Genomic DNA, 26,292 nt, shown 5'->3' with positions numbered 1-26,292 from the left:
TTGCGCAGGGATTCGAGCAGGTCGAGGTTTTCCTCACCAGGAATGCCGAATACATACTCGACACCTTCGTTTTCCAGACATTGCACAACGACATCGGCGGCCTTGGCCATTTAGGGTACTACCTCAAAATCTTTGGGGGATTGCAGCGAGATCGGCTGCGTGACTGAGATGTTGCAGGATGTCTCAGTGCCGCGCATCGTAGGCCCTCTGGTTAATAATAATAAATATATTGTTATGATGCGTGGCATCACAGTTCGTTATAAATGCAATGACTACGAAAGGTCGTACGCCCCAATGAACCTCAAGGCACTGCGTTGCTGCGTCGAAATCGTCCGCCAAGGCAGCTTCACCAAAGCAGCGCAACACCTGCACATAGCCCAGCCTGCGTTGAGCATGGCGGTTACCCGGCTGGAGGAAGAGCTGGGCGTGACCCTGTTCAACCGCACCACCCGCAAGGTGCTGCTCACGGCCGAGGGCGAGCAGTTCCTGCCACGCATAGCCTCTGCCCTGCGCGAAATGGATGTGGCCCGGCAGGAGCTGCGCGACATGGCGGACCTCAAGCGCGGCGAAGTGCGCCTGGGTATCCCGCCAATGTTCGGCCTGCACTATGTGCCAGGCTTGATGAACGCGTTCCGTCAGTCGTACCCCGGTATCGCCATGACCGTGTTCGAGGGCAGCGCCGCCGACATCGGCCAGCGCCTCGAACAACGGGAAATCGACCTGGCGTTGCTGGAATCGCGGCGCGTACCGCAGGACAAGGAGTCGATCCTGCTGGGCAGCGACGAGATGCTGGCATGCATGCACCCCGACCACCCTTATGCCGGCAAGGCATTTCTCACCGCCGAAGACCTGCGCAATACCGACATGGTGGTATTCGACCGGACCTTCGTGCAGCGCCACCTGCTGGACGCATTTTTCGCCGAACACGGCATTACCTACCAAGTGGCCCTGCAGAGCAATTTCGTCTCGCTGGTGGTGCAGGCAGCACTGGACAACATGGGCGTGGCCACCCTGCTGCGCTCGGTGCAGCAGCGTACACCGGGCATTGTCGGCGTACCCTTCCGCCCGGCACAGCAGATGAGCTTCAGGTTGTGCTGGCGTTCAGGGGAATACCTGTCGCTGGCCAGCAAACGCTTCATCGATTTCGCCGCACAAACGCATTATCTGGAGCGCTGATCGGCGCTTGGCTCCTGGTTTGAGCGGCGGCGCTGCCTCGACGTTGCGCCCACCGATTGACTATCATCCCGCCTTGAACGTTTCAGCATGTTTCAACATAGGCCCAACAAGGGATTCAGATGTCAGTCCAGCAACTCCCCCCGCCGCCCAGCAAAAGCGCCGTCGCCAAGATGGAAGCCGCCATGGCGCTGGGCAGCTTCGCCATCGGTACCGGTGAATTTTCCATCATGGGCCTGATGCCCGACATTGCCAGCAACCTGCAGTTGAGCGAACCGCAAGTGGGCCACGCCATCAGTGCCTATGCGCTGGGGGTCATGGTCGGTGCGCCGACCCTGGCGATTCTGGGCGCCAAACTGCTGCGCAAGCACATGCTGCTGCTGTTGATGCTGCTGTATGCGCTGGGCAACCTGGCCACCGCCCTCGCCCCTTCCTTCAGCGGCCTGGTGGCTTTCCGCTTCATCAGCGGCCTGCCCCACGGTGCCTATTTCGGCATCGCCGCGGTGGTGGCCTCGAGCATGGTTGCCAAGGACCAGCGTGCCGGGGCCGTGGCCCGGGTGATGCTGGGCCTGACGCTGGCCATGCTGCTGGGCAACCCTGTAGCCACCTTCCTCGGCCAGTACTTTGGCTGGCGCTCGGCGTTCGTGCTGGTCGGCGTGATCGCCCTGTGCACCATTGCCCTGGTCTGGCGCTTCGTGCCCCAGCCGCACGATGAGGTGCGCAGCGACCCACGCAAGGAACTGCGCGCCTTTGCCCTGCCGCAAGTGTGGATGGCACTGGGCATCGCGGCCATTGGCTTTGCCGGCATGTTCTGTGTATTCAGCTACCTGGCGCCGACCATGCTGCAGGTGACCCAGGTCGCGCCGCAGTGGATTCCGTTCGGCCTGGCGGCCTTCGGTGTGGGCGGTATCGTTGGCAACATTGCAGGTGGCAAGCTGTTCGACCGGTTGCAGTTCCGTGCGGTGGGGTTGGTGCTGGTTTGGTCGATCGCCGTGCTGCTGTTCTTCACCGTCGCCGCGCAGGCGCTCTGGAGCCTGCTGCTGGGCATCGGCCTGGTGGGCACCATGATCGCCCTGGCGGCACCGTTGCAGATCCGCTTGATGGACATTGCCCATGAAGCGCCAAGCCTGGCCGCAGCGTCGAACCATGCCGCGTTCAACCTGGCCAATGCACTGGGGCCTTGGCTGGGCGGTATGGCGATTACCGCCGGCATGGGCTGGACCAGCACCGGCTACATCGGCGCGGCGACCGCGCTGGTCGGGCTGGGCATCTACCTGCTCGCCCGGCGGATGCGTGGTGGGCATTGACCCGGCAGCGGTGCTGGGCAGGGGTAGGTTCAGCGTCACACGGCGTTCGATGAACCTCCCCCATTGCTGAACTCACTACCATCAGCACCAGCCGCAGGCTGGGTTCATTCCTTCCCCTTCCTAGGAGATCACGATGCAATACGTAAAGCTGGGTAGCACCGGCCTGGATATTTCCAGGCTGTGCCTGGGTTGCATGACGTTCGGCGATCCGGATGCCGGCACCCACCCCTGGACCTTGGGCGAAGAGGCCAGCCGGCCGATCATTCGCCATGCCGTCGAGCAAGGCATCAACTTCTTCGACACTGCCAACAGCTACTCTGCCGGCACGTCGGAAGTGATCGTCGGCAAACTGCTGAAGGCCTTCACGCGCCGTGAAGAAACGGTCATCGCCACCAAGGTGTTCTACCCACCGAACATGGGGCAAGGCACCCACCGGCCCAATGAACAGGGCTTGTCCCGCAAGGCGATCATGGCCAGCATCGACGCCAGCCTCACGCGCCTGGGCACCGACTATGTGGACCTGTACCAGATTCACCGCTGGGACTACCACACGCCCATCGAGGAAACCATGGAAGCCCTGCACGACGTGGTCAAGGCTGGCAAGGCGCGCTACATCGGCGCTTCGTCGATGTACGCCTGGCAGTTCGCCAAGGCTCAGCAGGTGGCGGCCAACAACGGCTGGAGCCGCTTCGTTTCGATGCAGAACCACCTCAACCTGCTGTACCGCGAAGAAGAACGCGAGATGATCCCTCTGTGCCTGGACCAAGGCGTGGGCTTGTTGCCCTGGAGCCCGATGGCCCGCGGCCGCCTCACGCGCCCCAACGGCCAGCAGACCGACCGCACCCGTAGCGACCTGTCCGGGCAGTCGTTCTATAAAGCTACCGAGGTCGAAGATGGCCGGGTCATCGATGTCGTCGAGCAGATTGCCGGCGAACGGGGGGTGCCAATGGCCCAGGTCGCGCTGGCATGGGTGTTGGGCAAAAACGGCGTAAGCGCACCGATCGTCGGCGCCTCCAAACCCGCCCATCTGGACGATGCGCTGGCCGCGCTGTCGGTGCAGCTCAGTGCCGATGAAGTGGCACGGCTGCAGGCGCCGTATATCCCGCACGCGGTGGCAGGCTTCAAGTAGCGTGGGCCTTTGCCTGCACGCCGGGTATGCCCGGCGTGCTGGCCAATGACGATGAAAGTATTACAATGCGCGTCCTCGCATTTGAATATTTTCTCTCATGAAATCACTGCTTTATGCCGTAACTCTACTATTTTCCTTTAGCTTGCCAGCGTGGGCCACACCCCCTGCCACCTTCACCGAGGCCAAGGTCGTGGCCAAGCAGAAGGTGTACCTGGACCAAGCCAGCAGCGCCATGGGCGACCTGTATTGCGGCTGCAAGTGGACCTGGGTCGGCAAGTCCGGTGGGCGGGTCGATGCGGCGTCGTGCGGCTATCAGACGCGCAAGCAGCAAAATCGCGCCGAGCGCACCGAATGGGAACACATCGTGCCGGCCTATACCTTCGGCAACCAGCGCCAATGCTGGAAGAACGGTGGGCGCGAGCATTGTGTGGACAGCGACCCCGTGTTCCGCGCCATGGAGGCCGACCTGTTCAACCTGTACCCGGCCGTGGGTGAGGTCAATGGCGACCGCAGCAACTTCAACTACGGCATGGTCAGCGGCAACGCCGGCGAATACGGCCAGTGCACCACCAAGGTGGATTTTGCCCAGCGCGCCGCCGAGCCTCGTGACGAAGTCAAAGGCCTGGTGGCCCGTACCACCTTCTACATGTACGACCGCTATCGCCTGAACATGTCGCGCCAGCAGCAACAAGTGCTGATGGCCTGGGACAAGCAGTACCCGGTGTCAGCGTGGGAAAAGGAGCGCGACCGCCGCATCGCCGCGATCATGGGGCATGCCAACCCTTTCGTCAGCGGCCAGCGCAAGTGGACGGCTGATTACAAACCCAGCGGGGTTGGCGTGGCGCAAGCGGCGCCCGCCCAGGCACCAGGCAAGCCGGGCCAGGCCAATGCCGGGGCGCCGGGTTCGGTGCTGGGCAACCGCAACAGCCACGTCTACCACCTGGCAGTGGGCTGCCCCGGCTACACCCAGGTAGCGGCCAAGAACCAGGTCAGTTTCGCCAACGAAGGTGAGGCGCAGGCGGCAGGTTACCGCAAGGCCGGTAACTGCCGCTGACGGCGCGCGGGCGCGCCACAGCGCCGCCTTCTATCAGCCGTTTACCAGGTTCGCAGGCCGCTCGCCCGCCAGCGCGCTGAGCAGGTTGTCCACTGCACAGCGCGCCATGGCCTGGCGTGTTTCCTGGGTCGCAGAGCCGATGTGCGGGGTTGCTACCACGTTGTCCAACTGCAGCAGTGGCGAGTCTATCGGCAACGGCTCCTGCACGAACACATCCAGCCCTGCACCACGGATACGCTTGGCGCGCAACGCGTCGATCAGCGCAGCCTCGTCCACCACCCGCCCGCGGGAAATGTTCACCAGAATCGCCTCGGGCTTCATCAACCCCAGCTCACGCGCACCGATCAGCCCTTCAGTACTGGCACTGAGCGGCACCGTCAGGCAGACGAAGTCCGCTTGCTGCAATAGCGCGTCCAGGCTGCACTGGCGCGCAGCGTGGCGTGCTTCCACGTCGGGCTTGGCGCGCTGGCTGTGGTACAGCACGCGCATGCCAAAGCCTGCGGCAGCACGCCGGGCCAACGCTTCGCCAATGCGGCCCATGCCGACGATGCCCAGCGTCTTGCCATGCACATCACAGCCAAAATGCGCCGGCCCCAGGTTGGCCTGCCAATGGCCTTCACGCACCCAGTTGGCCAGCTCCACCACCCGCCTGGCGGTCGCCAGGATCAGGGCGAAACCGGTGTCCGCCGTGGTTTCGGTCAGCACGTCCGGGGTATTGGTCAGCATCACGCCACGGCGGCTGAGCTGCGCAACGTCGTAGTTGTCCACCCCGACCGAAACGCTGGACACAACCTCCAGCTGCGGCGCCAAATCGAGCAGGCTGGCGTCCAGGCGCAGGCTGGCGCCCAGCAACCCGTGCGCCCCTGGCAAGGCATCGCGCAGGCGCGCCAGGCCATCGGGCTGGGCAATGTCCACCCAGGTCACGTCCACCTGGGCGTGCAGGCGCGCCATCAGGTCATCGGAAAGGCGCTTGTACAAGACGATTCGTTTTTTCATTGCAGTCATTCCTAAGGGTTCAGCGCCAGGCGCGTGCCATTGCGTTTGGCCCGGCCGGAGGTCTGGGAAGTATTGAGGGCGGCCGTCAGCGCCACGGCAGTCAGCAGCGCACCGCACATGAACAGGTACGAGGCGCCAGGACCACCCGTGGCGCCATTGAGGTAGCCCACCAGCCAGGAGCCGCCGAAAGAGCCCAGCGCCCCCATGCTGTTGATCAGCGCCATGGCACCCCCGGCGACATTGGCCGGCAGTATCTCGGGCACGATGGCGAAGAACGGGCCATAGGGCGCGTACATGCAGGCGCCAGCGACCACCAGCAGCGCGTACGACCACCAGAAGTGATCGGTGCCCAGGGCATAAGAGCCATAGAACGCCACGGCAGCGATCAGCAGCGGCGGCCACACGAAGCGCTTGCGCTTTTGCATGCGGTCAGAGGCCCAGGACACGCCCACCATGGCCACTACCGCCGCCAGGTAGGGCACCGAGGCCAACCAGCCGGCCTGCACAATGTCGACGTTGGCCGCCTGCTTGAGGATCGACGGCAACCACAGCACGAAGCCGTACACGCCAATGCTCCAGCAGAAGTACTGCAGCGCCAGGATGATCACCTGCGGCGAGCGGAATGCCTCGCGGTAGTTCTTGACCGGCTTGATGCCCTGCTGCTCGGCTGCCAGCGCCTGTTGCAGGTCTGCTTTTTCCTGGGCGCTCAGCCAGCTGACCTGGGCTGGGCGGTCATCCACCAGGCGCCACCAGAAGAACGCCCAGATCACCGCCGGCAGGCCCTCGATGATGAACATCCAGCGCCAGTCGTAATGCTTGATCAGGTAACCCGACACCACCGACATCCACAGGATGGTGACCGGGTTGCCCAGCATCAGGAAGGTGTTGGCGCGGGAGCGCTCGGCACGGGTGAACCAGTGGCACAAGTACACCAGCATGGCGGGCATCACTGCGGCCTCGACCACGCCCAGCAGGAAGCGGATGCCGATCAGCATGTAGACATTGCTGACCATCCCGGTAAGCGTGGCCAAACCGCCCCAGAGGATCAGGCAGACGAATATCAGCTTCTTCACGCTGCGTTTTTCAGCGTAGATGGCCCCAGGTACCTGGAAGAAGAAGTAGCCAAGGAAGAACAACGCCCCCAGCAAGGACGACAGCACGGGCGTGATGTGCAGGTCTTCGGCCATGCCCGAGGCGGCGGCGAAGCCGTAGTTGGCGCGGTCCAGATAAGCCAGGCTGTAGGTGAAGAACACGATCGGGATGATGTACCACCAGCGACGCGGTGCCAGTTTTTGGCTTTGCATGGTCTGTGACTCCTGAGCTTGTTGTTTTTGTGGCAACAGGTGATTCCGGTTAAAGCATTCAGGCACTTCTGCGCAGGTCGTAGGCCTCCAGTTCGTGACGCAGCGGCAGCCCTTCCATGTCGCCGCGCGATTGCACGGCGCGGCTGCCGCACCAGTTGCCTCGCGCCACCGCCTCTGCCACTGGGCGGCCCTCGAGCAGTGCGCTGAGCACGCCCACGGCGAACGCATCACCGGCGCCGACGGTGTCCACCACACGGCTGACGGCTACAGGGGCGACCTGGCCCTCGCCGTTGCCATTGCGCCAGTAGGCCCCGGCGTCGCCCAGCTTGATCACCACCAGTTCCACGCCTTGGTCGAGGTAGAACGCTGCGATATCGGCGGGGCTGTGCTGGCCCGTCAGCAGGCGGCCCTCTTCCAGGCCTGGCAAGACCCAGTCGGCTTTGCTCGCCAGGGCATTGATTTCGCGCACCATGCTGGCCTGGTCCGGCCATAGCGAGGGCCGCAGGTTGGGGTCGAACGAGATGCTGCGCCCGGCTGCACGCATGGCGTCGAGCAGCCCGTGCGACAGTGCCCGGCAGCTGTCCGACAGCGCCGGCGGGATGCCCGTGGCATGCAGGTGGCGCGCTTGCAGCAAGCCAGGTTGCAGCAGCGCAGGCGACAGCCGGCTGGCTGCCGACCCCCGGCGGAAGTATTCGACCGCGGGGTCGCTGCCATCATCGCAACGGGCCTTGAGCTGGAAGCCGGTGGCGCAGTGGCCATCCACTTCCACCGCCGAACAGTCCAGGCCTTCACGGCGCAGGCTGTCGAGCACGAAGCGCCCCAGCGAGTCGTCACCTACCCGGCTCAGCCAGCGCACCTTGAAGCCCAGCCGTGCAAGGCCGATGGCCACGTTACTGTCCGCGCCGGCGATACGCTTGCCGAACTGCCCGACACTGGCCAGGTCGCCGCAGTGCTCGGCGACGAACATGGCCATGGTTTCGCCAAAGCACAGCACGTCATGCTCATGCATGGGCCACCTCCTGGTCAGCACCCAGCAGCGACAGGCTGTGCACCTGGGCCCGGGTCAGGGCCAACAGGTCGTCGCCGGCCAGGGGATACTCGACGGCGCGTACCACCCCAGGGGCGAATTCGGCCAGTTGCTCGGCCCAGGCGCGCAGGTCTGATGCTTGCGGCGGCACGGCGACCAGGCGGCCGTCGGCACGGCGCTGTACGCCCTTGCAATGCACATAGCGCACCCACCGGCCAAGTTGCCGGGCAGCGTGCAACGCCACCTCGCCCTGCCAGTGCCAATTACCGATATCGAACGTCATGCCCAGGTTCAGGCCGCATGCATCGGCCTGCTCGAAGAAGCGCTGCAGGGGCTCGATTCTGCCGCCTTGCAGGGTCTGGTCGTTTTCCACCAACAGCAACGGCCCCTGCGCTGGCAGCAGCGCCGCCAAGGCCGAAAGGTCGCAGTGTTCATCGAAATGGCCCAAGGACACTTTCAGCGCCACCGCGCCCAGCGCCCGCGCGGTGTCCAGTTTGTGCACCAGCGAAGGGTCGGGCACGCCCTGCGCCGTCCACAGCTCCAGAGGGGTCGAATACAGGCACTCCATGCCCAACCCGGCAATCACGGCACCCAGTGCCGCGGTATCGGGTGCACTGGCGAACAATTCTTCACGCAACTCCACCCGGCTGACGCCTGCGGCGGCCAGCAGGTCGAGAAACTGCTCCTGGCCACGTTGCCGGACAAAGTCGGCGCCATAGCTGGAGAGGCTGATGGAAACGGGGTTCGGGTACATTGTTTTTATCCTTTTGAAACCGGTTTCATTTTTATACGGCAGCGTCAGGCACAAGGCCTGCCGTTGCTCACTGGGGTCGGGTCGAGCCGCGGATGACCAGGTTGGCCTTGAATTCGATGCGCCGTGCCGCTGCGCCATCGCCACGAAGCCGGCCGAGCAGGCTTTCAAAGGCTGCTATGCCGATGCGTTCGGTAGGCTGGGCCAATGCCGTGATGCCAGTGCCGACCAGGGGGTACCAGTCCAGATCGTCTAGTGCGACCAGGCCGACATCGGCAAACAGATTGCACCCGGCGTCATGCAGGGCACGGGTCACGGCCAGGGTGGCAACACCGTTGCAGGTAAAAATGGCTTGCGGGCCATGACCCCGGTCAGCCAGGAACGCGGCCAACCGCCCTGCCAGGCCAGCGCCGGTTTCCAGCACCTGCTGGCGCATGCCTGGGCGGCGGCTGACCGAGGCCCCGAACGCCTGCACCCGCTCCAGGCGCGAGCTGGTGCCATCGAGCGGCTCGCTCACCGCCAGGATATCCCGGTAGCCGCGTGCCTGCAGGTGGTCCAGGGCCTGCTCGACGGCGTCGGCATTGTCCAGGCCGACCAGGTCGGCGTTCAGTTCAGGGAGTTGACGGTCGACCAGCACCATGGGCAGGTCGCGCTGGAGGTTGAGCAGTTCGCCCGGGTGGTGCCCCAGCGTGTTCACGATCAGGCCTTCGACGTTGTAGCTCTGCAGGGCGACCAGGTGGTGGCGCTCCTGGTCGTCGTCACGGTTGGTGTTGCACACCACCAGGCTGTAGCCATGCTGGCGGCAGGCGGTTTCCACGCCATGCATCACCGCTACGGAATAGGGGTTGAGAATATCGGCAACCAGCATGCCGATCAGGCGCGTCTGCCCGCGCTTGAGGCCACGGGCCATTTGGTTGGGGCGGTAGCCAAGGCGTTCGATGACCTCGGCCAGGCGCTTGGCGGTGGCGTCGGCCAGCAACTGGCGATCGCCACCGATGTAGCGCGAGACGGTGGCTTTGGAAACGCCAGCCACTCGCGCGACTTCGCTGATGGTGACCCGTTCGCGGGCATGGGCAGGCGCGTCGGTCATGGGTGTCCTTATGATTATTAGGTGGACGATGAAACCGGTTTCAATACACCAAAACTTGGTACTTTCGTCAATATGCCGTTGGTCGGCCGAAGCGACCGGGCTGGCCAGCCGGGCAAGGCCAGGTTCGGCGACACAATGCCTTCGCCGAACCTGAGGCAACCCCCTCTCAGCGCAATGCCTTCACATCCCCGGCGGTAACCGCCCCCGCCTGGTTACCCCAGCTGGTCCTGATGAAGTTCACCACCTCGGCAACTTCCTGGTCGCTCAGGCGCCAGCCAAACGCTGGCATGGTGAAGTTCGACGGTGCGGTGTGCGTCGCCGGCACCGTGCCACCTGCCAGCACCACATGGATCAGCGAGGTGGCGTCCGCCGTCTGCACCACCGGGTTGCCGGCCAGGGCCGGGAACACACGGGTGTAGCCCTGGCCATCGGTTCGGTGGCAAGCCGCACAGTTGTCGATGTACACCGCGGCGCCAGGCTTGCTGTCGTCACCGCGCCACAGGGCATCGGCCACCTGCTTGTCGTAGACATGCGGCTGGTCGTTCGGGTCGCTGGGCGGCAGGGTCTTCAGGTAACGGGCAATCGCCGTCAGGTCGGCATCGGTCATGTACTGCATGCTGTGCTCGACCACGTCGCTCATGCCGCCGAACACCGCACTGCGGTCACTGCGCCCGGTCTTGAGAAACTGCACCAGCTCGGCTTCGCTCCAACTGCCCAGGCCGTCCTTGTGATCGCCGCGCAGGTTCTTGGCGATCCAGCCCTCCAATGGCGCGCTGCCGGCAAGGAACTGCTTGCCCTCGGCCGGGCTCAGCGCCTTTTCCTGCATGGTCAGCGCCCGCGGGGTGTGGCAGGCACCGCAATGCCCCAGGCCTTCGACCAGGTACGCGCCACGGTCGACCACCGGGTCAGCCGCTGCCGAGGCTTGCCAGGGCGTTGCCGCAGGCGCGAACAGGCCACGCCAGATGGCCAACGGCCAACGCATGCTCAGCGGCCAGGGAATATCGGTAGCCTGGTTGGGCTGCTCCACCGGCTCGACGCCCTTCATGAAATAGGCGTACAGCGCCTGCATGTCCTGCTCGGTGATGCGCGCATACGAAGGGTATGGCATGGCCGGGTACAGGGTGCTGCCGTCCTTGCCGATGCCTTTGCGTACAGCCTGGTCGAAGTCTTCGAAGCTGTAATGGCCAATGCCACTGGCGGACGGGGTGATATTGGTGGAGTACACCGTGCCGATAGGTGTTTGCATCGGCAGGCCACCGGCGAAGGGCTTGCCTCCCTTGGCGGTGTGGCAGGCCACACAGTCACCGGCGCGGGCCAGGTATTCACCCTGGCGCACCTGCGCATCCTCAGCGGCTACGGCCTGGCCAGCCACACCGGCGCCCAGTAGCAGGGTTGCGATCAACATTGTCTTCATGCTCATCGCTCCTCAAGCCTGGACCAGCGGGCCGGGGTTTTTCAGGTACTGCTCACGGATGGCCCGAGCCGACCAGTAGGTCAGCGCCGCCACCAGCCCGGTGGGGTTGTAACCCAGCCCCTGGGGGAATGCAGATGCCCCCGGAACGAACACATTGTGTACATCCCAGCACTGCAGATAACGGTTGAGCGCGCTGGTTTTCGGGTCGGTGCCCATTATCGCGCCGCCGTTCAGGTGGGTGGTCTGGTAGCTGGCGGTGTTGAAGTGGTCCTTGACCTTCTTGCCCAGCACGGCAATGGCCTTGGGGTTCATCGCCTGGGCAATCTTGCTCAGCTTGTCGACCATGAACTGGTTCATCCTGATGTCGTTTTCCTGCCAGTCGAAGGTCATGCGCAACAGTGGCTGGCCGTAGGCGTCCCGGTAGGTCGGGTCCAGGTCCAGGTAATTGCCACGGTAGGACTGGTGGGCGCCGTGGGCGTCCATCGACACCTGATGGGTGTAATAGTCGGCCGTGGCCTTCTTCCAGGCGCTGCCCCAGGCCGGGGTGCCAGGCGGGTTGGCAGTACCGGCGATCGGACGGCTGCCAGCCTGGTTCACCCACATTGGCGAGCCACCGACGAAGCCGTGCGGGCCATGGTCGAAGTTGTCGGCGTTGAAGTCATCGATGGCAATGCCATTGCCACCGGCGCCGATGAAGTTGTTGGTGTAGGTGTCCTTGTCGAAGAACGCCTTGACCGTGCCCATGTTCTGGTAGGCAAAGTTGCGCCCGACCACACCCTCGTTGCTCACCGGGTCGTAGGGTTTGCCGATACCGGAAAGCAGCATCAAGCGCACGTTGTTGAACTGGAACGCCGCCAGGATCACCAAGTCGGCCGGCTGCTCCACCTCGCGCCCCTGGGCGTCGATGTAGGTCACGCCGGTAGCCTTGCGCTTGCTGTCGTCCAGGTTCACCCGCAGCACATGGGCGTTGGCCCGCAACTCGAAATTCGGCACTTGGCGCAGCGCTGGCAGAATATTCACATTCGGCGATGCCTTGGAATACATGTAGCACACGTAGCCGCTGCAGAAACCACAGAAGTTGCACGGCCCCATCTGCGCGCCGTAGGGGTTGGTGTAAGGCCCTGACGTGTTGGCCGAAGGCAGGTTGTAGGGCTTGTAGCCCAGGCTGCTGGCGGCCTTTTCGAACAGCCTGGCCGACACCACGTTCTTCTGCGCCGGCAGCGGGAACGGGTTGGAACGGTCGGGTGCATAAGGGTTGCCACCCCGCCCCTCACCTACCAGCTGGCCCTTGACCGTCCAGGCCTGGCCGGACGTGCCGAACACTTTCTCGGCAAAGTCGAAATACGGTTCCAGCTCTTCGTAGCTGACGCCGAAGTCCTGGATCGTCATGCCTTCGGGGATGAACTTGCGCCCGTAGCGCTCCTCGTAATGGCTGCGCAGGCGCAACTCCACCGGGTCTACCCGGAAATGCACACCCGACCAATGCAAGCCTGCCCCACCTACGCCCTTGCCAGGCAGGAAGGCGCCCAGTTGGCGGTTGGGCAGTGCCACGTCGTTCACGCTATGGCGAATGGTGACGGTTTCTTTCGACACGTCGACGAACAGCTTCTTGCGCACGCTGTAGGTCAGCTCGTCGATTACCTGCGGGTAGCTACCCTCCGGGTAGGTGTCCTGCATCGGCCCGCGCTCCAGGGCCACCACCTGCAGGCCGGCTTCGGTCAACTCCTTGGCCATGATCGCACCCGACCAGCCAAAACCGACGATGACGGCATCCACCTTTTTCAAAACAGTCGCCATGCCTCAGGCCCTCTCGCCGCGGATCGATACAGCCGGGAACGGGTACGGCTCGTTGCGCTCCACCCAGTCCATGAAGTCGGCGCGCGCGCCCGGAAAGCCGATCTGGGTCCAGCCGACCATGCCCTTGTTGCCGCCATGAATCGGGTCACAGAAGAACCCCTCACGGGTGTTCTGCACCAGCAGGCTGAAGAATACCGCGGCCGGTACTGCCTCGAATGCCAGCTCACCCGCCTCGACTTTGCCGAGTATCCGGTCCTGGGTAGCGCTGTCTTGGGCAGCGAACACTTGCCCACTGTTGGCCTTGCACCAGCCATCCACTGCGGCGATGCCCAGGCGGTAGATCTGCTGCGGGTTCAACTGCAGTTGATAGCCCAGTTCGGGTGGGGCGTCGGCGTTGAACGGGCCTTGCATGTACCACTGGGCCCCGGTCGCGTAGGGGGTATTCATCTGCCGGTCTATGAACTCGGCGGCCCCGGCTTCGAGCGCACCGGGCCCGAGGGCATCGGCAGGGATGATGCGCGCTACGGCGGCCTGCACGAAGGCCCATTCCTCGGCACTGAAGAAGGTTGGCTGGTACGTGCCCGCCGGTGGCGCTGCCGGCACCTTCGGTTCCTGCTGCGGCGCGGCCAGCAGCTGGCTGGCACCTGCCCCGAGCCCGGTGCTGGCGACGGTCACCACGGGGATCAAGGTCAAGGTCTTGCGCAGAAAGTCCCTGCGCGGGTTGTCGGGAGCATGTTCGGGCATGGTGAATCCTCATCGGCTGCGGGCGGCCTTATAAGCGCCATCTAGTGTTGTGCGGGCGAGTCTTGTTGGCCCTTCAAAAAGACAGCCAAGTAATCTAGCGCGTTCAGAAATCTTTTGAAACCGGTTTCAGTCTTGACATTGCGATCACGGGTATTGACCCGCGCATAGGCCTGGGCGACGAAGCCCATTACAATGGGCCTACCCCATTCGATACCCAGGCCATGATTCAGTCCGACCTCGACCTGTTCGGCCCTCAGCCACAACGCCTGGCAAGCGAAACCGTGCTGTTGCCCGGGTTTGCCCTGGGCGATGTCGAACCACTGCTCGACGCGTTGCGCCCGGTGCTGCGTGCCGCACCGTTTCGGCACATGCACACGCCCGGCGGCCTGCGCATGGCGGTGGCGCTGAGCAATTGCGGCACATTGGGCTGGGTCAGTGATGCACAGGGTTACCGCTACAGCCGTTCGGACCCGCTGACCGGCCAGCCTTGGCCTGCCTTGCCGCCGATATTGCTCACCCTGGCCAACCGCGCTGCCGCCATGGCCGGTTTCGACGGTTTCACCCCGGACGCCTGCCTGATCAACCATTACCTGCCGGGCACACGTTTGAGCCTGCACCAGGACCGCGACGAGCACGATTTTGGCCAACCGATCGTTTCACTGTCGCTGGGCCTGCCGGCGGTGTTCCTGTTCGGCGGGTTGCAGCGGGCCGACAAAACCCAGCGCATTGCCCTCAGCCACGGCGATGTGCTGGTGTGGGGCGGCGAAGACCGCCTGCGCTTTCATGGCGTACTGCCGATCAAGCCCGGCGTGCACCCGCGCATGGGCGAGCGGCGCATCAACCTCACCTTGCGCAAGGCGGGCGGCTAGGCTTTGTCAGGCCTGTGCAACACAGGCATGAAACAGGTTGAACGACTGCCCACCCCAGGGTTCAGAGAATAATTATACTGCCGCCCGCCAGGAGTCCGTCATGCCTTGCCAGACCTGCCGTCCTTGCCGTAATCAACGAGTCGAATCCCTATGAGGATGCCCGGCCGTTCGCCCAATACCGCGCTGCAACTGGACTACGTTCGCGACACCCTGTTCGGGCCGGTTGCGCAGTCGGTGGAATGCCAGTGCCAACTTGCCCCCTTGAATCTGCAGGGCCGCGCGGCGCTGCGTGTACACATCTGCCCACCGCTCCCGCACAAGGTCGAGCGCGCCCATAGCGTGGCATTCATGTGGGATGGTCGCAGCTACCATGGGGTCGTTCGCGACAAGGGCAAGTGTGGCGATGGTGGATTGAACCTGCTGGTGGAACTTCAGTAGGCAATCAACGGCTGGCGACAGCGCACGGGCCTTCCCCGCCAGCCAGGGGCTGGACGGGGTTCGCGCACTCGCATCAGGCGATGGATTTTAGCGGTGCAGGCGGGCGGTCACGCAGGGTATGTAATTGCTCCACCAGGTTCAGCACATCGCGGCAACTGTTGAGGCTGCGCAATGGCACCCCGCTGAGGGTGCAGCACTCATCGAGGCTCTGGCCCTGACCGAGGCGGATGGTCAGGTTGTGACCATCGGTACAGCTGATTTCACAGCGATCTGGCAGGCAAGCATGCTCGATTAACTGCCGCAGCTCGAGCATGGAAACTCCTATCAACGACATGGTACGACCCTCTCGGTGGGATGGCCTGTTGTGAGGAAGTACGCCCTCGTGGGGCTGGGTGCCAATTGATAATGCGCATGCCACGGCGGGCGTCCATGCGCCGGGGCAATGATGATGCGGGGAATCCTCTAGCACCTTAGTGGAAGATCGCCTGCCAGGATCGGGTGTTCGGTCGCAGCAGCGAACTTCACGACGAATGGTTGCGCAGGGCTTCAGTGGGGGCCGGCACCGGCCCCGCGCTCTTCTACTGCTGCAACTGGCCAAACCGCCCGGCATGAAAGTCGTCGAACGACTCGGCAATCTCCGCCTGGCTGTTCATCACGAATGGGCCGTAACCCACGATCGGCTCGTCGATCGGCTCACCGCTGAGCAGCAACACGCTGGCACCTTCGAGCGCTTCGACCCGTACATCCGCCTGCTCGCGGTCGAACAGCACCAGGCTGGACGGCCCGGCTTCGCGCTCACCATTGACCCGCACGCGGCCGCGCAATACCACCAGCGCCGCGTTGCGCCCGGCGGCCACCGGCAACTGCAAGGCAGCGCCGTTGTTCAGGCGCAGGTCCCAGACATCCATGGCCGTGAAAGTGCGCGCCGGCCCCTGGCGGCCTTGGTAATCCCCGGCGATCACCCGCACACTGCCGGCCCCGTCATCCAGCGCCACCACCGGGATATCGCTGGCCAGCAGTGTCTGGTAGCCCGCCGCCGCACGTTTGTCGCGAGCGGGCAGGTTGACCCACAGCTGCACCATCTCCAGCATGCCGCCCCGCTCGGCAAAGGCTGGCGAATGGAATTCCTCATGGATGATGCCGTTGGCGGCGGTCATCCATTGCACATCGCCCGGCCCGATCAGGCCCCCGGCACCCGTGGAATCGCGGTGCTCCAGCTCGCCCTGGTAGACAATGGTCACAGTCTCGAAACCACGGTGCGGGTGCTGCCCAACGCCGCGCCGGGCCTGGGTTGGGGTGAACGCATGCGGGCCGGCATAGTCCAGCAGCAGGAACGGGCTGATATGGCTGGCCAGGTGGTCATAGGTGAACAGGCTGCGGACCGGGAAGCCATCACCCACCCAATGGGCGTGGGGGCTATGGTGGATACCCAGAATGGTTTTCATGAGAAGGCTCCTGTTTCGGTTTGGATCACCTTATCAATGATGACAATCTGCCGGTAGAGGGCTTTAACGGCCCACATCGTTCCACCTACAGAACAATCACCGCTGCAAGAAAGCCAGCACCTGCTCGGCTGCCATCGCCGGGTCTTCCTGCATGAAGCAGTGCCCACCGGCGACCTCCTGCGCGCTGATGCTGGCATTCAGCGACACCAGGCGCTGCACCGAGCGTGGCACGAATGGATAGGTGTGCTTGCCATAGATCACGTGGGTCGGGGTATTGATTGCACACAGGCTGGCCCACATGCGCTTGGGGAACGAGCTGAAGATTTCCACTTCGCGGCTGGGTCGGCACTTGAGCACCACGGCCTCGCCGCAATCGCCGATGGCATGCTCGACATACGCCTGCAACGCCGCATCGGCCCAGCCTTTGAAGATGCCCCGGCCCTGCAGCGAAGCCAGCGCCGCTGTGCGATCAGGCCAATGGCTGCGGCGGCTGGCGGCTTTGCGCGCCAAGGCATGACGCTGGTGCAGGCCAACCAGCGCCGCGGCGCCCATCACGCCGAGCATCCGGCGGCTGAACAACACCGGATCGAGCAGCACAGCACGGCCGAACAACTGCGGGTCACTGGCCAACATCAGCCCGGTCAACACGCCGCCGAAGCTGTGGCCCACGGCAAAGCGGGCCACTTCGCCGTATTCGCCACGGCCCGCTTCAAACGCTTCTACGGCCAGCGCCGCCGTGCGGTTCCAACCCAGAAACGCCCCGCCATGGTCACTGTCACCGTGCCCTTGCACATCACATAGCCACAGGTCGAAATGTTCACCCAGGTGCATCAGCAACGGCTGGTAGGCCAAACAGCAAAAACCGTTGCCATGCAAGAAATGCAGCAGTGGCTTGCCGCTGGCCGGGGTTCGCCAACCACGCAAGGTGAAGCCTTCGGCGCATTCATGGGACCAGGGGATCAACTGCATGGGTTCACGGCACTCGCAATGCTAGGGAAACACCGATTCTACAAACAGCAGCGGGTACAGTGAAATCACCAGCAGCAGGGCCATCAGGACATTGAACAGCATCAGCCAGCGGGGGTTCTGCAGCAGGCATGGCGGGCATTCCACTTTCAGTGAGGGTGCTGTCACACTACCGGAGTCGCCCTCCTAGGCGACCACTACAGTTACAACAAATTATGCAGATACACATTACTGTGCTGCCATTCTGGATCAAGGAAGCCGTCTCATGAGCCTTTCCATTCGCCCTGCCGCGCCTGCCGATGCCGCGCAGATCCTCAACTTCATCACCGAGCTGGCCGAGTACGAGCGCGCGCGCCACGAGGTGGTCGCCACCCTGGCCGATATCGAGCACAGCCTGTTCGGTGCAGGCAGTACCGTGCACAGCCTGATCTGCGAACGCGATGGCCAGGCGATCGGCTTTGCCGTGTATTTCTACAGCTATTCCACCTGGCTGGGGCGCAACGGCATCTACCTGGAAGACCTGTACATCACCCCCGAACAGCGCGGTGACGGGGCTGGCCGCCAATTGCTGCAGCACATCGCCCGCGAGGCGGTGGCCAACAACTGTGGGCGCCTGGAGTGGAGCGTGCTGGACTGGAACGAGCCGGCAATCGGCTTTTATCAGAAGCTGGGCGCCGAGGCCCAGGATGAGTGGGTACGCTACCGCCTGGACGGGGACAAGCTGGCGGCATTCGCGCGGGGCTAACGGTTGCTCCACCCGGCCCCGGCACATGCGCAGCCCACCGGGTAATTGACGCCAGGGCCGCCCCATGCTCTCCTTACGCCTCACGTTCAGGTGCCCCTTCATGGGGTGAAACGGGAAACCGGTGCGTCGCAGGCCCTGACCAGGGCCCGACAATGCCGGTGCTGCCCCCGCAACGGTAAGCGAGCGAAGCGTCTGTACCACTGTGCCATGTAGTGCGGCATGGGAAGGTGACGCTTGCCAGGAGCCCTGCTCCTCCTCGCAAGCCCGGAGACCGGCCTGGCGTTCATGAACAACCCGCGGTGGGCGGGCGCTGTTGCATTCCCCTGGGTAACCGCGCCCGGGGCTGCCGCGCCTGCCCATTGCCCACAAAAAGCAGAGGAACGCGTCATGCCCGTCGCCAGCACCAAGCCACACAGCCTTGCCACCCCCGCTACCCTCAGCCAGCGCGTCATCATTGCCGTCGGTGCCAGCTTGCTGGGCCTGTGCCTGGTCTACTTCGCCGGGTTCTCGCACATCGAGGCGGTGCATAACGCCGCCCACGACACCCGCCACAGCGCCGCCTTCCCCTGCCACTGAGTACGCCCCCATGATCATGCGCATTGCCCGCACCGCGGGTTTCAGCGGGCTGCTCGCCGCCCTGCTGCTGACCTTGCTGCAAAGCTTCTGGGTGGCCCCGCTGATTCTTCAGGCGGAAACCTACGAGTCCTCGGCACCTGCCGCGCACCATGAGCATGGCAGTGAAGTGCCTGCCCATGAACACAGCGCCGAGGCCTGGTCGCCGGAAGATGGCTGGCAACGAGTGCTCGCCACCACGGGCGGCAACCTGGTGGTTGCCGTCGGCTTCGCCCTTGTTCTCGCCGCGCTGTACAGCTTGCGCGCGCCCACCCGCGCCAGTACCGGTGCCTGGTGGGGGCTGGCCGGGTTCGCCGTGTTCTGCCTGGCCCCGACCTTGGGCTTGCCGCCCGAACTGCCAGGCACCGCTGCAGCAGACCTGGGGCAACGCCAGGCCTGGTGGGTCGGCACCGCCAGCGCCACCGCGCTCGGCCTGGCCTTGTTGGTGTTCGCCCGCCACGGGCTGCTGAAAGTGCTGGGCGCGGCGTTGCTGGTGATCCCGCATGTGCTCGGCGCCCCGCAGCCCGAGGTTCACCAAAGCCTGGCCCCGCAGGCCCTGGAAACCCAGTTCAAGCTGGCCTCGTGGCTGACCAATGCGGCCTTCTGGCTGGCCTTGGGCCTGCTCAGCGCCTGGTTGTTCCGCCGTTCCAGCCAGGCCTGATGGGCACTTTCTATGCCGGTTTTGGCTGCCGCCGGGGTTGCCCGGCGGCCACCCTGCACACCCTGTTGTGCCAGGCACTGGCCAACCACGGCCTGGCACTGGCAGACCTGCGCGGCATCGCCAGCATCAGCCTGAAGGCTGACGAGCCGGGTTTGCAGCAGCTGGCCGAGCACCTGGGTGTGCCATTGGTGCTGTACCATAGCCAGCAACTGCATGCTTACCAGCCACTGCTCAGCCACCGCTCCGCCGCCGCCCATGCCCACACCGGGTGTTGGGGCGTGGCGGAGAGCACCGCACTGGCCCTGGCCGATCGGCAACGAGGCAGCCCACGACTGTTGCTCAAGCGCCAGGTGCTCGGCCCGGCGACACTCGCCCTGGCCTGCTGAACGCGCCATACCCTTTTTTTGCAAGGACATTGCATGACCGTCTACTTCATCGGCGCCGGCCCCGGCGACCCCGAACTGATCACGGTCAAGGGCCAGCGGCTGATCCGCCAATGCCCGGTGATCATCTACGCAGGCTCGCTGGTGCCCGCTGCCGTGCTCGAAGGCCACCAGGCCAGTACCGTGATCAACAGCGCCGAACTGCACCTGGAGCAGATCATCGCAGCGATGCGCACCGCCCACGAACACGGCCAGGATGTCGCCCGGGTACACAGCGGCGACCCCAGCCTGTACGGCGCCATCGGCGAGCAGATCCGCCACCTCAAGGCACTGGGTATCGACTACCAGATCATCCCCGGGGTCACTGCCACGGCCGCCAGCGCGGCCCTGCTCGGCTGTGAACTGACCCTGCCGCAAGTGGCGCAGACCGTGATTCTGACCCGCTACGGCGACAGTTCGCCTATGCCACCCGGGGAACAGCTGGCCGACCTGGCCCGCCACGGCAGCACCCTGGCGATTCACCTGGGGGTCAAGCACCTGCCACGGATCGTTGAAGCGTTGCTGCCCCACTACGGCACCGAGTGCCCGGTGGCCGTGGTGCACCGCGCCACCTGGCCAGACCAGGACTGGGTGCGCGGCACGCTGGGCAACATCGTCGAGCGCAGCGCCGCCAAGCACTTCCGGCGCACGGCACTGATCCTGGTAGGCCATGTACTGGGGGATGCGCCGTTCGCCGAATCCGCCTTGTACCGTGCCGGTCACGCCCACCTGTATCGGCCTGGCGACTGAGCACGCCCAGGCTTGCCCCTGCGCAGGGTCGAAACCCCTCTGGCTGCGCCTGAGCGCCCTTTCCTGTCTGACATCACCACTGTGGCAGTGGTGATGTTTTTCCACTACTTGTAGGAATTTTCGACAAGTAGTCCGGAAAATTTCAACACTTCTATACTCGGGATTACCAAACGTCAGGTTTGGCCGTATGGTGCTGCGCTCCCGATTAACCCGCTTGCAAACGTATTCCTGAGTGTTCCAGGAAGCGGACCACATCCTGACAGGAGTTTTCCCCATGACAACCGTGCTGATCGTCGACGACCACCCTATCGTGCGGTTGTCGTTGCGCCTACTGCTCGAGCGTGAGCGCTTCCATGTCGTCGGCGAAGTCGGCAATGGCAGCGAGGTGGCGCAGGTGGCCCGTGAACTGCGCCCGGACGTGGTGGTGCTGGATATCGGCCTGCCTGGCCTGGACGGCATGGAGGTCATCAAGCGCCTTCAGTGCCTGGAGCCAACCCCCAAGATCATGGTGCTCACTGGCCAGGCCACCGACTTGTACGTGCGCCGTTGCCTGGATGCCGGTATCGGCGCGTTCGTCACCAAGGAAGAGGACCACGAGGCCCTGCTGTTCGCCCTCAAGGCGTTGGTGAAGGGCTATTCGACGTTTCCGCAGATGTCGGTCAACAGCAACTCCCTGGAGAGCGAACCGGTGCGCCTGGCCAGCCTTTCCAACCGTGAGATGGAAGTGCTGCGGCGCCTGGCACGCGGCGAAAACAACAAGAACATTGGAACCTGCATGAACCTGAGCGCCAAGACCATCAGCACCTACCGGGGCCGCATCATGGAAAAACTCAAGACCGAATCGCTGGTCGAGATGGTCGACCTGGCCAAGCGCAATAGCGTCTACTGAGCGGCTGGCGAGCATGAAGTTCCTGCTGGCGAGCGCCTTCATGATCATCGGCTTGGCCAATGCCAGCGGGTTGCAGGCCAGCAGCGAACCCCGGCAGTTGTTGGCGCGCTCGGTCAGTGCTGCCGCGCCGCTGGCGCTCTCGGCCGAAGACCGCCAGTGGCTGCAGCAGCACCGGTAACTGGTGCTGGGCAGCTCGCGGCCGGACTACCCGCCCTTCGAGATCAATGTCAGCCCCCGTGACTACGAAGGCCTGAGCGCCGATTACGCCGGCCTGATCGGCGAGCAGCTTGGCATTGGCATCGAAGTGCGCCGTTTTGCCAGCCGCCACGAGGCCATCACTGCCCTGCATGAGGGGCGCATCGACCTGCTGGGCAGCTCCAACGCCTTCGAGGCAGCAGACGCCCACCTCAGCCTGAGCTCACCCTATGCCGACGACCTGCCGGTGGTCGTGACCCGGGAGGGGAGCAGCCTGAAGGGTACGCCCGACCTGGCCGGCCTGCGCCTGGCCATGGTTGATCACTACCTGCCCGCCAATACCGTACGCAGCCTGTACCCCAAGGCGCAACTGAGCCTGTACCGCTCCACCCTGGCCGGGCTGGCCGCTGTCGAACTGGGCGAGGCCGACGCCTACCTGGGCGACGCCATCAGTACCGACTTCATGATCGGCAAAAGCTTCCAGGGCACGTTGAAGATCGACCACTTTTCCCCGGCCGCCCCCGAAGCGTTCGCGTTCGCCCTGTCCAGCGACAACCTGCACTTGCGCCAGCTGGTCGACAAGGCACTGGCCCGCATCAGTGAAAGCGAACGGCTGAACATCCTGCGCCGCTGGAGCGGTGGCAATACCAGCCTGTTGTTGCAGCGACACCTGACGGCCCTCAGTGCCGAAGAGGAAACCTGGATCGCCGAGCACCCGGTGGTCAACGTGCTGATCAACACATCACTGGCGCCCTTGACCTTCAACGACGCCCAGGACAACGCCAACGGCATCACCCTGGATCTGCTCAAGCAGATCGGCTTGCGCACCGGGCTGCAGTTCAAGACCGTTGAAAGCACATCGGCCTACCACATGGTCGAGCGGCTGAACCAAGGTGATGCGCTGATGATCGGCGCCTTGGGCTACGGCGCAGACCGCGCCAGGCAACTGCGCTACACCCGGCCTTACCTGGTCAGCCCAAGGGTGTTGGTCACCCGCAGCGACATCACCGCACCCGCCCCTTTGAAGGCTCTGGACGGCCAGCGTATCGCGGTGGTCAAAGGCTCGCCGCAACGCGCCTTGCTGCAGCAACGCTACCCACAGGCCCGCCTGGTCGAGGTGGACAACCCGCTGGGCCTGATGGAAGCCGTGGCCAATGGCCGTGCCGACGTCGCCCTGAGCAACCACATCAATGCGGCGTACTACATCAGCCATGTATTCAAGGACCGCCTGCGCATTGCCAGTGTGCTCGATGAAGACCCGGCCCTGGCCGCCTTCGCCGTGGCCGCCGACCAGCCCCAGCTCCAGGCCATTCTCGACAAGGCGCTGCTGAGCATTCCGCCTGAAGAACTGGCGCAGTTGATCAACCGCTGGCGCACCAGCTCCCTGGTCAGCGACAGCCCGTGGCGCGACTACCGCACCCTCGCCCTGCAAGTGCTGGTGCTGTCGGCGCTGCTGCTGGCCGGCGTGGTGTTCTGGAACAGCTACCTGCGCAAGCTGATCAACCAGCGCACCGAGGCGCAACATGCCCTGCAGGACCAGCTGGCACTGAGCCGCGAGCTGCTGGAGCAACTGCGCCAGGCCAAGGACGACGCTGAACAGGCCAGCCAGACCAAAAGCACGTTCCTGGCCACCATGAGCCATGAAATCCGCACCCCGATGAATGCCGTGATCGGTTTGCTGGAACTGGCGCTGGAGGACTGCCGTAGCGGCCGCAGCGATATCCATACGCTGCAGACGGCCCATGATTCAGCGCTTGGCCTGCTGGAACTGATTGGCGACATTCTCGATATTTCCCGGATCGAGTCCGGGCACATCACCCTGCAACCCGTGCCCACGGACCTGCGCGAACTGGTGCGCGCCACCTTGCGCGTGTTCGAAGGCAACGCCCGGGCCAAGGGCCTGCACCTGCACGGCGAACTGCCCGCTGAACCGGCCTGGGTGCTGGCGGACCCGCTGCGGCTCAAGCAAATCCTGTCGAACCTGATCAGCAACGCCATCAAGTTCACCGACCGTGGCGAGGTGCAGGCCAGCCTGCTTCTGCCAGTTATCGCCGGCCATGACGTGTTGCCGGTGGAGCTGGATGTGCGCGACACCGGCATCGGTATCAGCCCTGCCGACCAGGCCCGCCTGTTCAATGCCTTTGTCCAGGCCGACGGCCCCAGGGCCCGCCAGGGCGCAGGCTTGGGCCTGGTCATCAGCCGCACGCTTGCCGCGCTGATGGGCGGCACGCTGAAGCTGCAAAGTGTCGAAGGCGTCGGCACCCGGGTGCAAGTGAACCTGCAACTGCCCACCTGCGCCCCCCCGGCAGCCGTGCCTGAGGACCCGGCCCAACTGGAAAACAGCGACGGCCCTTTGAATGTGCTGATCGTCGACGACTACCCTGCCAACCTGCTATTGCTGGAGCGGCAATTGCACACCCTTGGGCACCAGGTGAGCCTGGCGCAGAACGGTGAAGTCGCCTGGGGCCGCTGGCAAGCGGGGCGCTTCGATGTGGTGATCACCGATTGCAGCATGCCGGTCATGGATGGCCATGAACTCACCCGGCGCATTCGCCAGTTCGAGGCCGAGCGCAGCCTGCCCAGGTGCCGGATTCTGGGCATCACCGCCAATGCCCAGGCCGAGGAACGTACCCGCTGCCTGGCCAGCGGGATGGACGTTTGCCTGTTCAAGCCGATAGGTTTGCGAGCCCTCAAAGCCCACCTGCCCCAGGCCCGCCCACCTGCGCCAACAACGCGCGCGGGCGGCTTGAACCTGGATGAGCTACGCCACCTGACTCAGGACGACGCGCAGCTCACCAGGCATTTGCTCGAGCAACTGTCGATCAGCGTTGGTGAAGACCTGGCGGTCCTGCATGCGCTGGCGGCGGACGCGCCCGAAGAGGCGCTGCGTGCCTTGGCCCACCGCATCAAGGGCGGTGCCAAGATGATCAGGGTACGCGCCGTGGTCCAGGATTGCGAAGCGATCGAAGCGGCCCAGGCGCAAGGCTCGCCGACCGACGAGCCGCGCGCACGGCTGCAAGCCAGCCTGCAGGCCCTGCTGGACGATATGCGTGCTGCGCTCAATGCAATTGCAGCGTCGAACTGATCTGGCTGATGGCATCGACCACGTGCCTTGAGCCTTGCTGAATCTCCATGATCACCGTGCCGGCTTCATTGGCCAGCGCCACGCCATGGCCGGTGCGGTTCAGGCTTGACTGCATGCTGGCTACGGCCAACAGCGACAGGTCGTGGTTCTGCCGCACCACATCGACGATTTCCAGGGTAGCCTTGCTGGTGCGCGCGGCCAGGTTGCGCACCTCATCGGCGACCACGGCAAAACCGCGCCCGTGTTCGCCGGCACGGGCGGCTTCGATGGCCGCATTCAGCGCCAGCAAGTTGGTCTGGTCGGCGATACCACGAATGGTCAGCACAATCTGCCCGATCACATCCGACTGTTTGCTCACCGCATCGATGCTGCGCGCTGCGTCGTTGAGCTCCACGGAAATCTGCTCGATCACCTGCACGGTCTGCTGAACCACTTCGGTGCCTTTTCGCGCGCAGGCATCGGTCTGCACAGAACTGGCATGGGCCGCATCGGCGGCACTTTGCTGGGTACAGACCTGGTGGGTGATGTCGCTGGCGAACTTGACCACCTTGTACAGGCGGCCCTTGCTGTCGAAGATCGGGTTGTAGGAGGCTTCCAGGTACACCGTCTGGCCTTGCTTGTTCACCCGCTCGAAGCGGTGCGAGTGGTATTCGCCACGGTTCAGCGAGGCCCAGAACTGGCGGTACTCGGCCGACTCACGCTCGTGCGGCAGGCAGAACAGGCCATGGTGGCGGCCTACCACCTCGTCGAGCCGGTAACCCATGGTGTCCAGGAAATTCTGGTTGGCCTTGATCACCCGCCCTTGCGGGGTGAACTCGATCACCGCCATGGCGCGGCTGATCGCCTTCAGCAGGCTTTCGCTTTCATGCTCAAGGGCGACGCGCTGACTGATGTCGGACGCCACCTTGATCACGCTGCTGACCTGGCGCTGGGCATCCAGCACGGGCATGTAGCTGGCCTCCAGCCAGACTTCACGGCCGGCCTTGTCGACGCGCTCGAACGTCCCGCTGATGGCCTTGCCCTGACCGAGCTCATGCCACAACTGCTGGTACTCGGCGCTCTGGGCATAGTCCGGCGCGCAGAACAGCCGGTGGTGCTTGCCGCGCAGCTCTTCAGCGCTGTAACCCATGGCTTGGCAGAAGCGGTCGTTGGCGTCGAGAATGGTGCCATCCGGGGCGAATTCGATCATTGCCATGGAGCGACTGATGGCAGCCAGTTTGGCCTGTGCGTCGGCCAATGCCTGATGGCTGCGCTGGATCTCGACCAAATCGGATTTGCGATGGAAATCGAACATGACGCCGGGCCTCCTTTATGCGCGGTTTCATGAGCATAGATGGCCGTATGCGCGGTGCAAGCACAGTGCCATCGCTTTGTGATTACTCCATTTCTGTTACGCCGGCAGGCCGCCAGGGCGTGGTCAACGCCATTG

At 64.2% G+C, this 26,292-nt stretch carries 25 protein-coding genes, 2 pseudogenes and 1 riboswitch; of the genes and pseudogenes, 13 read left to right on the top strand and 14 right to left on the bottom strand.

What is annotated here, in order from left to right; genetic code table 11:
* The coding region (locus tag QME24_RS11270; protein WP_232862216.1) for a thiamine pyrophosphate-binding protein at positions 1-110 on the bottom strand (110 nt) is incomplete at its 3' end.
* Between the two features lie 184 nt (positions 111-294).
* Between QME24_RS11270 and QME24_RS11265 the strand changes: the two genes are divergently transcribed.
* The 4 genes from QME24_RS11265 to QME24_RS11250 all read left to right on the top strand — a co-directional run bounded on the left by QME24_RS11265 (position 295) and on the right by QME24_RS11250 (position 4,663).
* Positions 295-1,176, top strand: a complete 882-nt coding sequence (locus QME24_RS11265) for a LysR family transcriptional regulator (RefSeq protein ID WP_009682269.1) — start codon at positions 295-297, stop codon at positions 1,174-1,176.
* Between the two features lie 119 nt (positions 1,177-1,295).
* Complete coding sequence (locus QME24_RS11260; protein ID WP_054906060.1) at positions 1,296-2,480, top strand: MFS transporter; 1,185 nt, start codon at positions 1,296-1,298, stop codon at positions 2,478-2,480.
* A gap of 133 nt (positions 2,481-2,613) precedes the next feature.
* Positions 2,614-3,609: an aldo/keto reductase gene (locus QME24_RS11255; protein ID WP_192440006.1), complete on the top strand. Its 996-nt coding sequence runs from the start codon at positions 2,614-2,616 to the stop codon at positions 3,607-3,609.
* A 97-nt stretch (positions 3,610-3,706) separates the two neighbouring features.
* Positions 3,707-4,663 (top strand): endonuclease, encoded by a 957-nt coding sequence (locus QME24_RS11250; RefSeq protein WP_054913492.1) that lies wholly within the window; start codon positions 3,707-3,709, stop codon positions 4,661-4,663.
* A 33-nt stretch (positions 4,664-4,696) separates the two neighbouring features.
* Here the strand turns inward: QME24_RS11250 and QME24_RS11245 are convergent, their stop codons facing one another.
* The 8 genes from QME24_RS11245 to QME24_RS11210 form a co-directional block, all read right to left on the bottom strand.
* Positions 4,697-5,659, bottom strand: a complete 963-nt coding sequence (locus QME24_RS11245) for a D-glycerate dehydrogenase (protein WP_280091350.1) — start codon at positions 5,657-5,659, stop codon at positions 4,697-4,699.
* Between the two features lie 11 nt (positions 5,660-5,670).
* Positions 5,671-6,963, bottom strand: a complete 1,293-nt coding sequence (locus QME24_RS11240) for an MFS transporter (protein ID WP_054906064.1) — start codon at positions 6,961-6,963, stop codon at positions 5,671-5,673.
* A gap of 58 nt (positions 6,964-7,021) precedes the next feature.
* Positions 7,022-7,972, bottom strand: a complete 951-nt coding sequence (locus QME24_RS11235; RefSeq protein WP_192440003.1) for a sugar kinase — start codon at positions 7,970-7,972, stop codon at positions 7,022-7,024.
* Positions 7,965-8,744, bottom strand: coding sequence for an AP endonuclease (locus QME24_RS11230; RefSeq protein WP_054906066.1), 780 nt, complete (start codon positions 8,742-8,744; stop codon positions 7,965-7,967). The genes QME24_RS11235 and QME24_RS11230 overlap by 8 nt, the downstream gene beginning before the upstream one ends.
* A 67-nt stretch (positions 8,745-8,811) precedes the next feature.
* A complete protein-coding gene (locus QME24_RS11225; protein WP_154211536.1) occupies positions 8,812-9,831 on the bottom strand; it encodes a LacI family DNA-binding transcriptional regulator in 1,020 nt (339 codons plus the stop codon).
* A gap of 166 nt (positions 9,832-9,997) precedes the next feature.
* The gene (locus tag QME24_RS11220; protein ID WP_009682278.1) at positions 9,998-11,245 is read right to left on the bottom strand and encodes a cytochrome c; all 1,248 of its coding nucleotides are present in this window, start codon (positions 11,243-11,245) and stop codon (positions 9,998-10,000) included.
* Between the two features lie 12 nt (positions 11,246-11,257).
* Positions 11,258-13,042, bottom strand: a complete 1,785-nt coding sequence (locus QME24_RS11215; protein ID WP_009682279.1) for a GMC family oxidoreductase — start codon at positions 13,040-13,042, stop codon at positions 11,258-11,260.
* A gap of 3 nt (positions 13,043-13,045) precedes the next feature.
* Positions 13,046-13,786, bottom strand: a complete 741-nt coding sequence (locus tag QME24_RS11210; RefSeq protein WP_054906068.1) for a gluconate 2-dehydrogenase subunit 3 family protein — start codon at positions 13,784-13,786, stop codon at positions 13,046-13,048.
* Positions 13,787-14,007: 221 nt separating this feature from the next.
* Between QME24_RS11210 and alkB the strand changes: the two genes are divergently transcribed.
* Both alkB and QME24_RS11200 read left to right on the top strand, forming a co-directional pair.
* The gene (gene alkB / locus QME24_RS11205) at positions 14,008-14,655 is read left to right on the top strand and encodes a DNA oxidative demethylase AlkB (protein WP_054906069.1); all 648 of its coding nucleotides are present in this window, start codon (positions 14,008-14,010) and stop codon (positions 14,653-14,655) included.
* A gap of 150 nt (positions 14,656-14,805) precedes the next feature.
* A complete protein-coding gene (locus QME24_RS11200) occupies positions 14,806-15,093 on the top strand; it encodes a hypothetical protein (protein ID WP_054906070.1) in 288 nt (95 codons plus the stop codon).
* A 73-nt stretch (positions 15,094-15,166) separates the two neighbouring features.
* On the opposite strand, the gene QME24_RS11195 is transcribed toward QME24_RS11200, so the two are convergent.
* The 4 genes and pseudogenes from QME24_RS11195 to QME24_RS11180 all read right to left on the bottom strand — a co-directional run.
* Positions 15,167-15,427 (bottom strand): DUF1652 domain-containing protein, encoded by a 261-nt coding sequence (locus QME24_RS11195; protein ID WP_054906071.1) that lies wholly within the window; start codon positions 15,425-15,427, stop codon positions 15,167-15,169.
* Positions 15,428-15,671: 244 nt separating this feature from the next.
* On the bottom strand, positions 15,672-16,538 hold the full coding sequence (locus QME24_RS11190; RefSeq protein ID WP_192440000.1) for a pirin family protein: 867 nt from the start codon (positions 16,536-16,538) through the stop codon (positions 15,672-15,674).
* 96 nt (positions 16,539-16,634) lie between these two features.
* Positions 16,635-17,507 (bottom strand): alpha/beta hydrolase, encoded by an 873-nt coding sequence (locus QME24_RS11185; RefSeq protein ID WP_154211535.1) that lies wholly within the window; start codon positions 17,505-17,507, stop codon positions 16,635-16,637.
* A 21-nt stretch (positions 17,508-17,528) separates the two neighbouring features.
* Positions 17,529-17,633, bottom strand: a pseudogene (locus QME24_RS11180) (LysE family translocator); the annotation flags it as partial.
* 136 nt (positions 17,634-17,769) lie between these two features.
* Between QME24_RS11180 and QME24_RS11175 the strand changes: the two are divergent.
* From QME24_RS11175 to QME24_RS11145, 7 genes and pseudogenes are all read left to right on the top strand, one after another.
* On the top strand, positions 17,770-18,249 hold the full coding sequence (locus QME24_RS11175) for a GNAT family N-acetyltransferase (RefSeq protein ID WP_029885123.1): 480 nt from the start codon (positions 17,770-17,772) through the stop codon (positions 18,247-18,249).
* A 71-nt stretch (positions 18,250-18,320) separates the two neighbouring features.
* A riboswitch (cobalamin riboswitch) is annotated at positions 18,321-18,544 on the top strand.
* Positions 18,545-18,636: 92 nt separating this feature from the next.
* A complete protein-coding gene (locus tag QME24_RS11170) occupies positions 18,637-18,825 on the top strand; it encodes a CbtB-domain containing protein (RefSeq protein ID WP_009682288.1) in 189 nt (62 codons plus the stop codon).
* Positions 18,826-18,835: 10 nt separating this feature from the next.
* Complete coding sequence (locus tag QME24_RS11165; protein ID WP_054905437.1) at positions 18,836-19,522, top strand: CbtA family protein; 687 nt, start codon at positions 18,836-18,838, stop codon at positions 19,520-19,522.
* Entirely contained in the window at positions 19,522-19,908 is a 387-nt protein-coding gene (locus tag QME24_RS11160; protein ID WP_054905438.1) for a cobalamin biosynthesis protein, read from the top strand. Before QME24_RS11165 ends, QME24_RS11160 begins: the two co-directional genes overlap by 1 nt.
* Positions 19,909-19,941: 33 nt before the next feature.
* Positions 19,942-20,694, top strand: a complete 753-nt coding sequence (cobM, locus tag QME24_RS11155; RefSeq protein WP_029885125.1) for a precorrin-4 C(11)-methyltransferase — start codon at positions 19,942-19,944, stop codon at positions 20,692-20,694.
* A 274-nt stretch (positions 20,695-20,968) separates the two neighbouring features.
* Positions 20,969-21,583, top strand: coding sequence for a response regulator transcription factor (locus QME24_RS11150; RefSeq protein WP_009682293.1), 615 nt, complete (start codon positions 20,969-20,971; stop codon positions 21,581-21,583).
* A 13-nt stretch (positions 21,584-21,596) separates the two neighbouring features.
* Positions 21,597-24,863: pseudogene (locus QME24_RS11145) on the top strand (transporter substrate-binding domain-containing protein).
* On the opposite strand, the gene QME24_RS11140 reads toward QME24_RS11145, so the two are convergent.
* On the bottom strand, positions 24,838-26,157 hold the full coding sequence (locus tag QME24_RS11140) for a PAS domain-containing methyl-accepting chemotaxis protein (protein WP_054905441.1): 1,320 nt from the start codon (positions 26,155-26,157) through the stop codon (positions 24,838-24,840). The pseudogene QME24_RS11145 and the gene QME24_RS11140 sit on opposite strands and share 26 nt — an antisense overlap.
* Positions 26,158-26,292: the final 135 nt, after the last annotated feature.

Source organism: Pseudomonas sp. PARCl1 (assembly GCF_947311875.1).
In the GTDB taxonomy this organism is placed as follows: domain Bacteria; phylum Pseudomonadota; class Gammaproteobacteria; order Pseudomonadales; family Pseudomonadaceae; genus Aquipseudomonas; species Aquipseudomonas juntendi.
The sequence above is the reverse complement of the archived record's forward strand: the minus strand, read 5'-3'. Positions and strand labels throughout refer to the sequence as shown.

Coding starts and splice junctions, on each gene's coding strand:
- QME24_RS11265 (WP_009682269.1), top strand. CDS start 295: ATGAACCTCAAGGCACTGCGTTGCTGCGTCGAAATCGTCCGCCAAGGC.
- QME24_RS11260 (WP_054906060.1), top strand. CDS start 1,296: ATGTCAGTCCAGCAACTCCCCCCGCCGCCCAGCAAAAGCGCCGTCGCC.
- QME24_RS11255 (WP_192440006.1), top strand. CDS start 2,614: ATGCAATACGTAAAGCTGGGTAGCACCGGCCTGGATATTTCCAGGCTG.
- QME24_RS11250 (WP_054913492.1), top strand. CDS start 3,707: ATGAAATCACTGCTTTATGCCGTAACTCTACTATTTTCCTTTAGCTTG.
- QME24_RS11245 (WP_280091350.1), bottom strand. CDS start 5,659: ATGAAAAAACGAATCGTCTTGTACAAGCGCCTTTCCGATGACCTGATG.
- QME24_RS11240 (WP_054906064.1), bottom strand. CDS start 6,963: ATGCAAAGCCAAAAACTGGCACCGCGTCGCTGGTGGTACATCATCCCG.
- QME24_RS11235 (WP_192440003.1), bottom strand. CDS start 7,972: ATGCATGAGCATGACGTGCTGTGCTTTGGCGAAACCATGGCCATGTTC.
- QME24_RS11230 (WP_054906066.1), bottom strand. CDS start 8,744: ATGTACCCGAACCCCGTTTCCATCAGCCTCTCCAGCTATGGCGCCGAC.
- QME24_RS11225 (WP_154211536.1), bottom strand. CDS start 9,831: ATGACCGACGCGCCTGCCCATGCCCGCGAACGGGTCACCATCAGCGAA.
- QME24_RS11220 (WP_009682278.1), bottom strand. CDS start 11,245: ATGAAGACAATGTTGATCGCAACCCTGCTACTGGGCGCCGGTGTGGCT.
- QME24_RS11215 (WP_009682279.1), bottom strand. CDS start 13,042: ATGGCGACTGTTTTGAAAAAGGTGGATGCCGTCATCGTCGGTTTTGGC.
- QME24_RS11210 (WP_054906068.1), bottom strand. CDS start 13,786: ATGCCCGAACATGCTCCCGACAACCCGCGCAGGGACTTTCTGCGCAAG.
- alkB (WP_054906069.1), top strand. CDS start 14,008: ATGATTCAGTCCGACCTCGACCTGTTCGGCCCTCAGCCACAACGCCTG.
- QME24_RS11200 (WP_054906070.1), top strand. CDS start 14,806: ATGAGGATGCCCGGCCGTTCGCCCAATACCGCGCTGCAACTGGACTAC.
- QME24_RS11195 (WP_054906071.1), bottom strand. CDS start 15,427: ATGTCGTTGATAGGAGTTTCCATGCTCGAGCTGCGGCAGTTAATCGAG.
- QME24_RS11190 (WP_192440000.1), bottom strand. CDS start 16,538: ATGAAAACCATTCTGGGTATCCACCATAGCCCCCACGCCCATTGGGTG.
- QME24_RS11185 (WP_154211535.1), bottom strand. CDS start 17,507: ATGCAGTTGATCCCCTGGTCCCATGAATGCGCCGAAGGCTTCACCTTG.
- QME24_RS11175 (WP_029885123.1), top strand. CDS start 17,770: ATGAGCCTTTCCATTCGCCCTGCCGCGCCTGCCGATGCCGCGCAGATC.
- QME24_RS11170 (WP_009682288.1), top strand. CDS start 18,637: ATGCCCGTCGCCAGCACCAAGCCACACAGCCTTGCCACCCCCGCTACC.
- QME24_RS11165 (WP_054905437.1), top strand. CDS start 18,836: ATGATCATGCGCATTGCCCGCACCGCGGGTTTCAGCGGGCTGCTCGCC.
- QME24_RS11160 (WP_054905438.1), top strand. CDS start 19,522: ATGGGCACTTTCTATGCCGGTTTTGGCTGCCGCCGGGGTTGCCCGGCG.
- cobM (WP_029885125.1), top strand. CDS start 19,942: ATGACCGTCTACTTCATCGGCGCCGGCCCCGGCGACCCCGAACTGATC.
- QME24_RS11150 (WP_009682293.1), top strand. CDS start 20,969: ATGACAACCGTGCTGATCGTCGACGACCACCCTATCGTGCGGTTGTCG.
- QME24_RS11140 (WP_054905441.1), bottom strand. CDS start 26,157: ATGTTCGATTTCCATCGCAAATCCGATTTGGTCGAGATCCAGCGCAGC.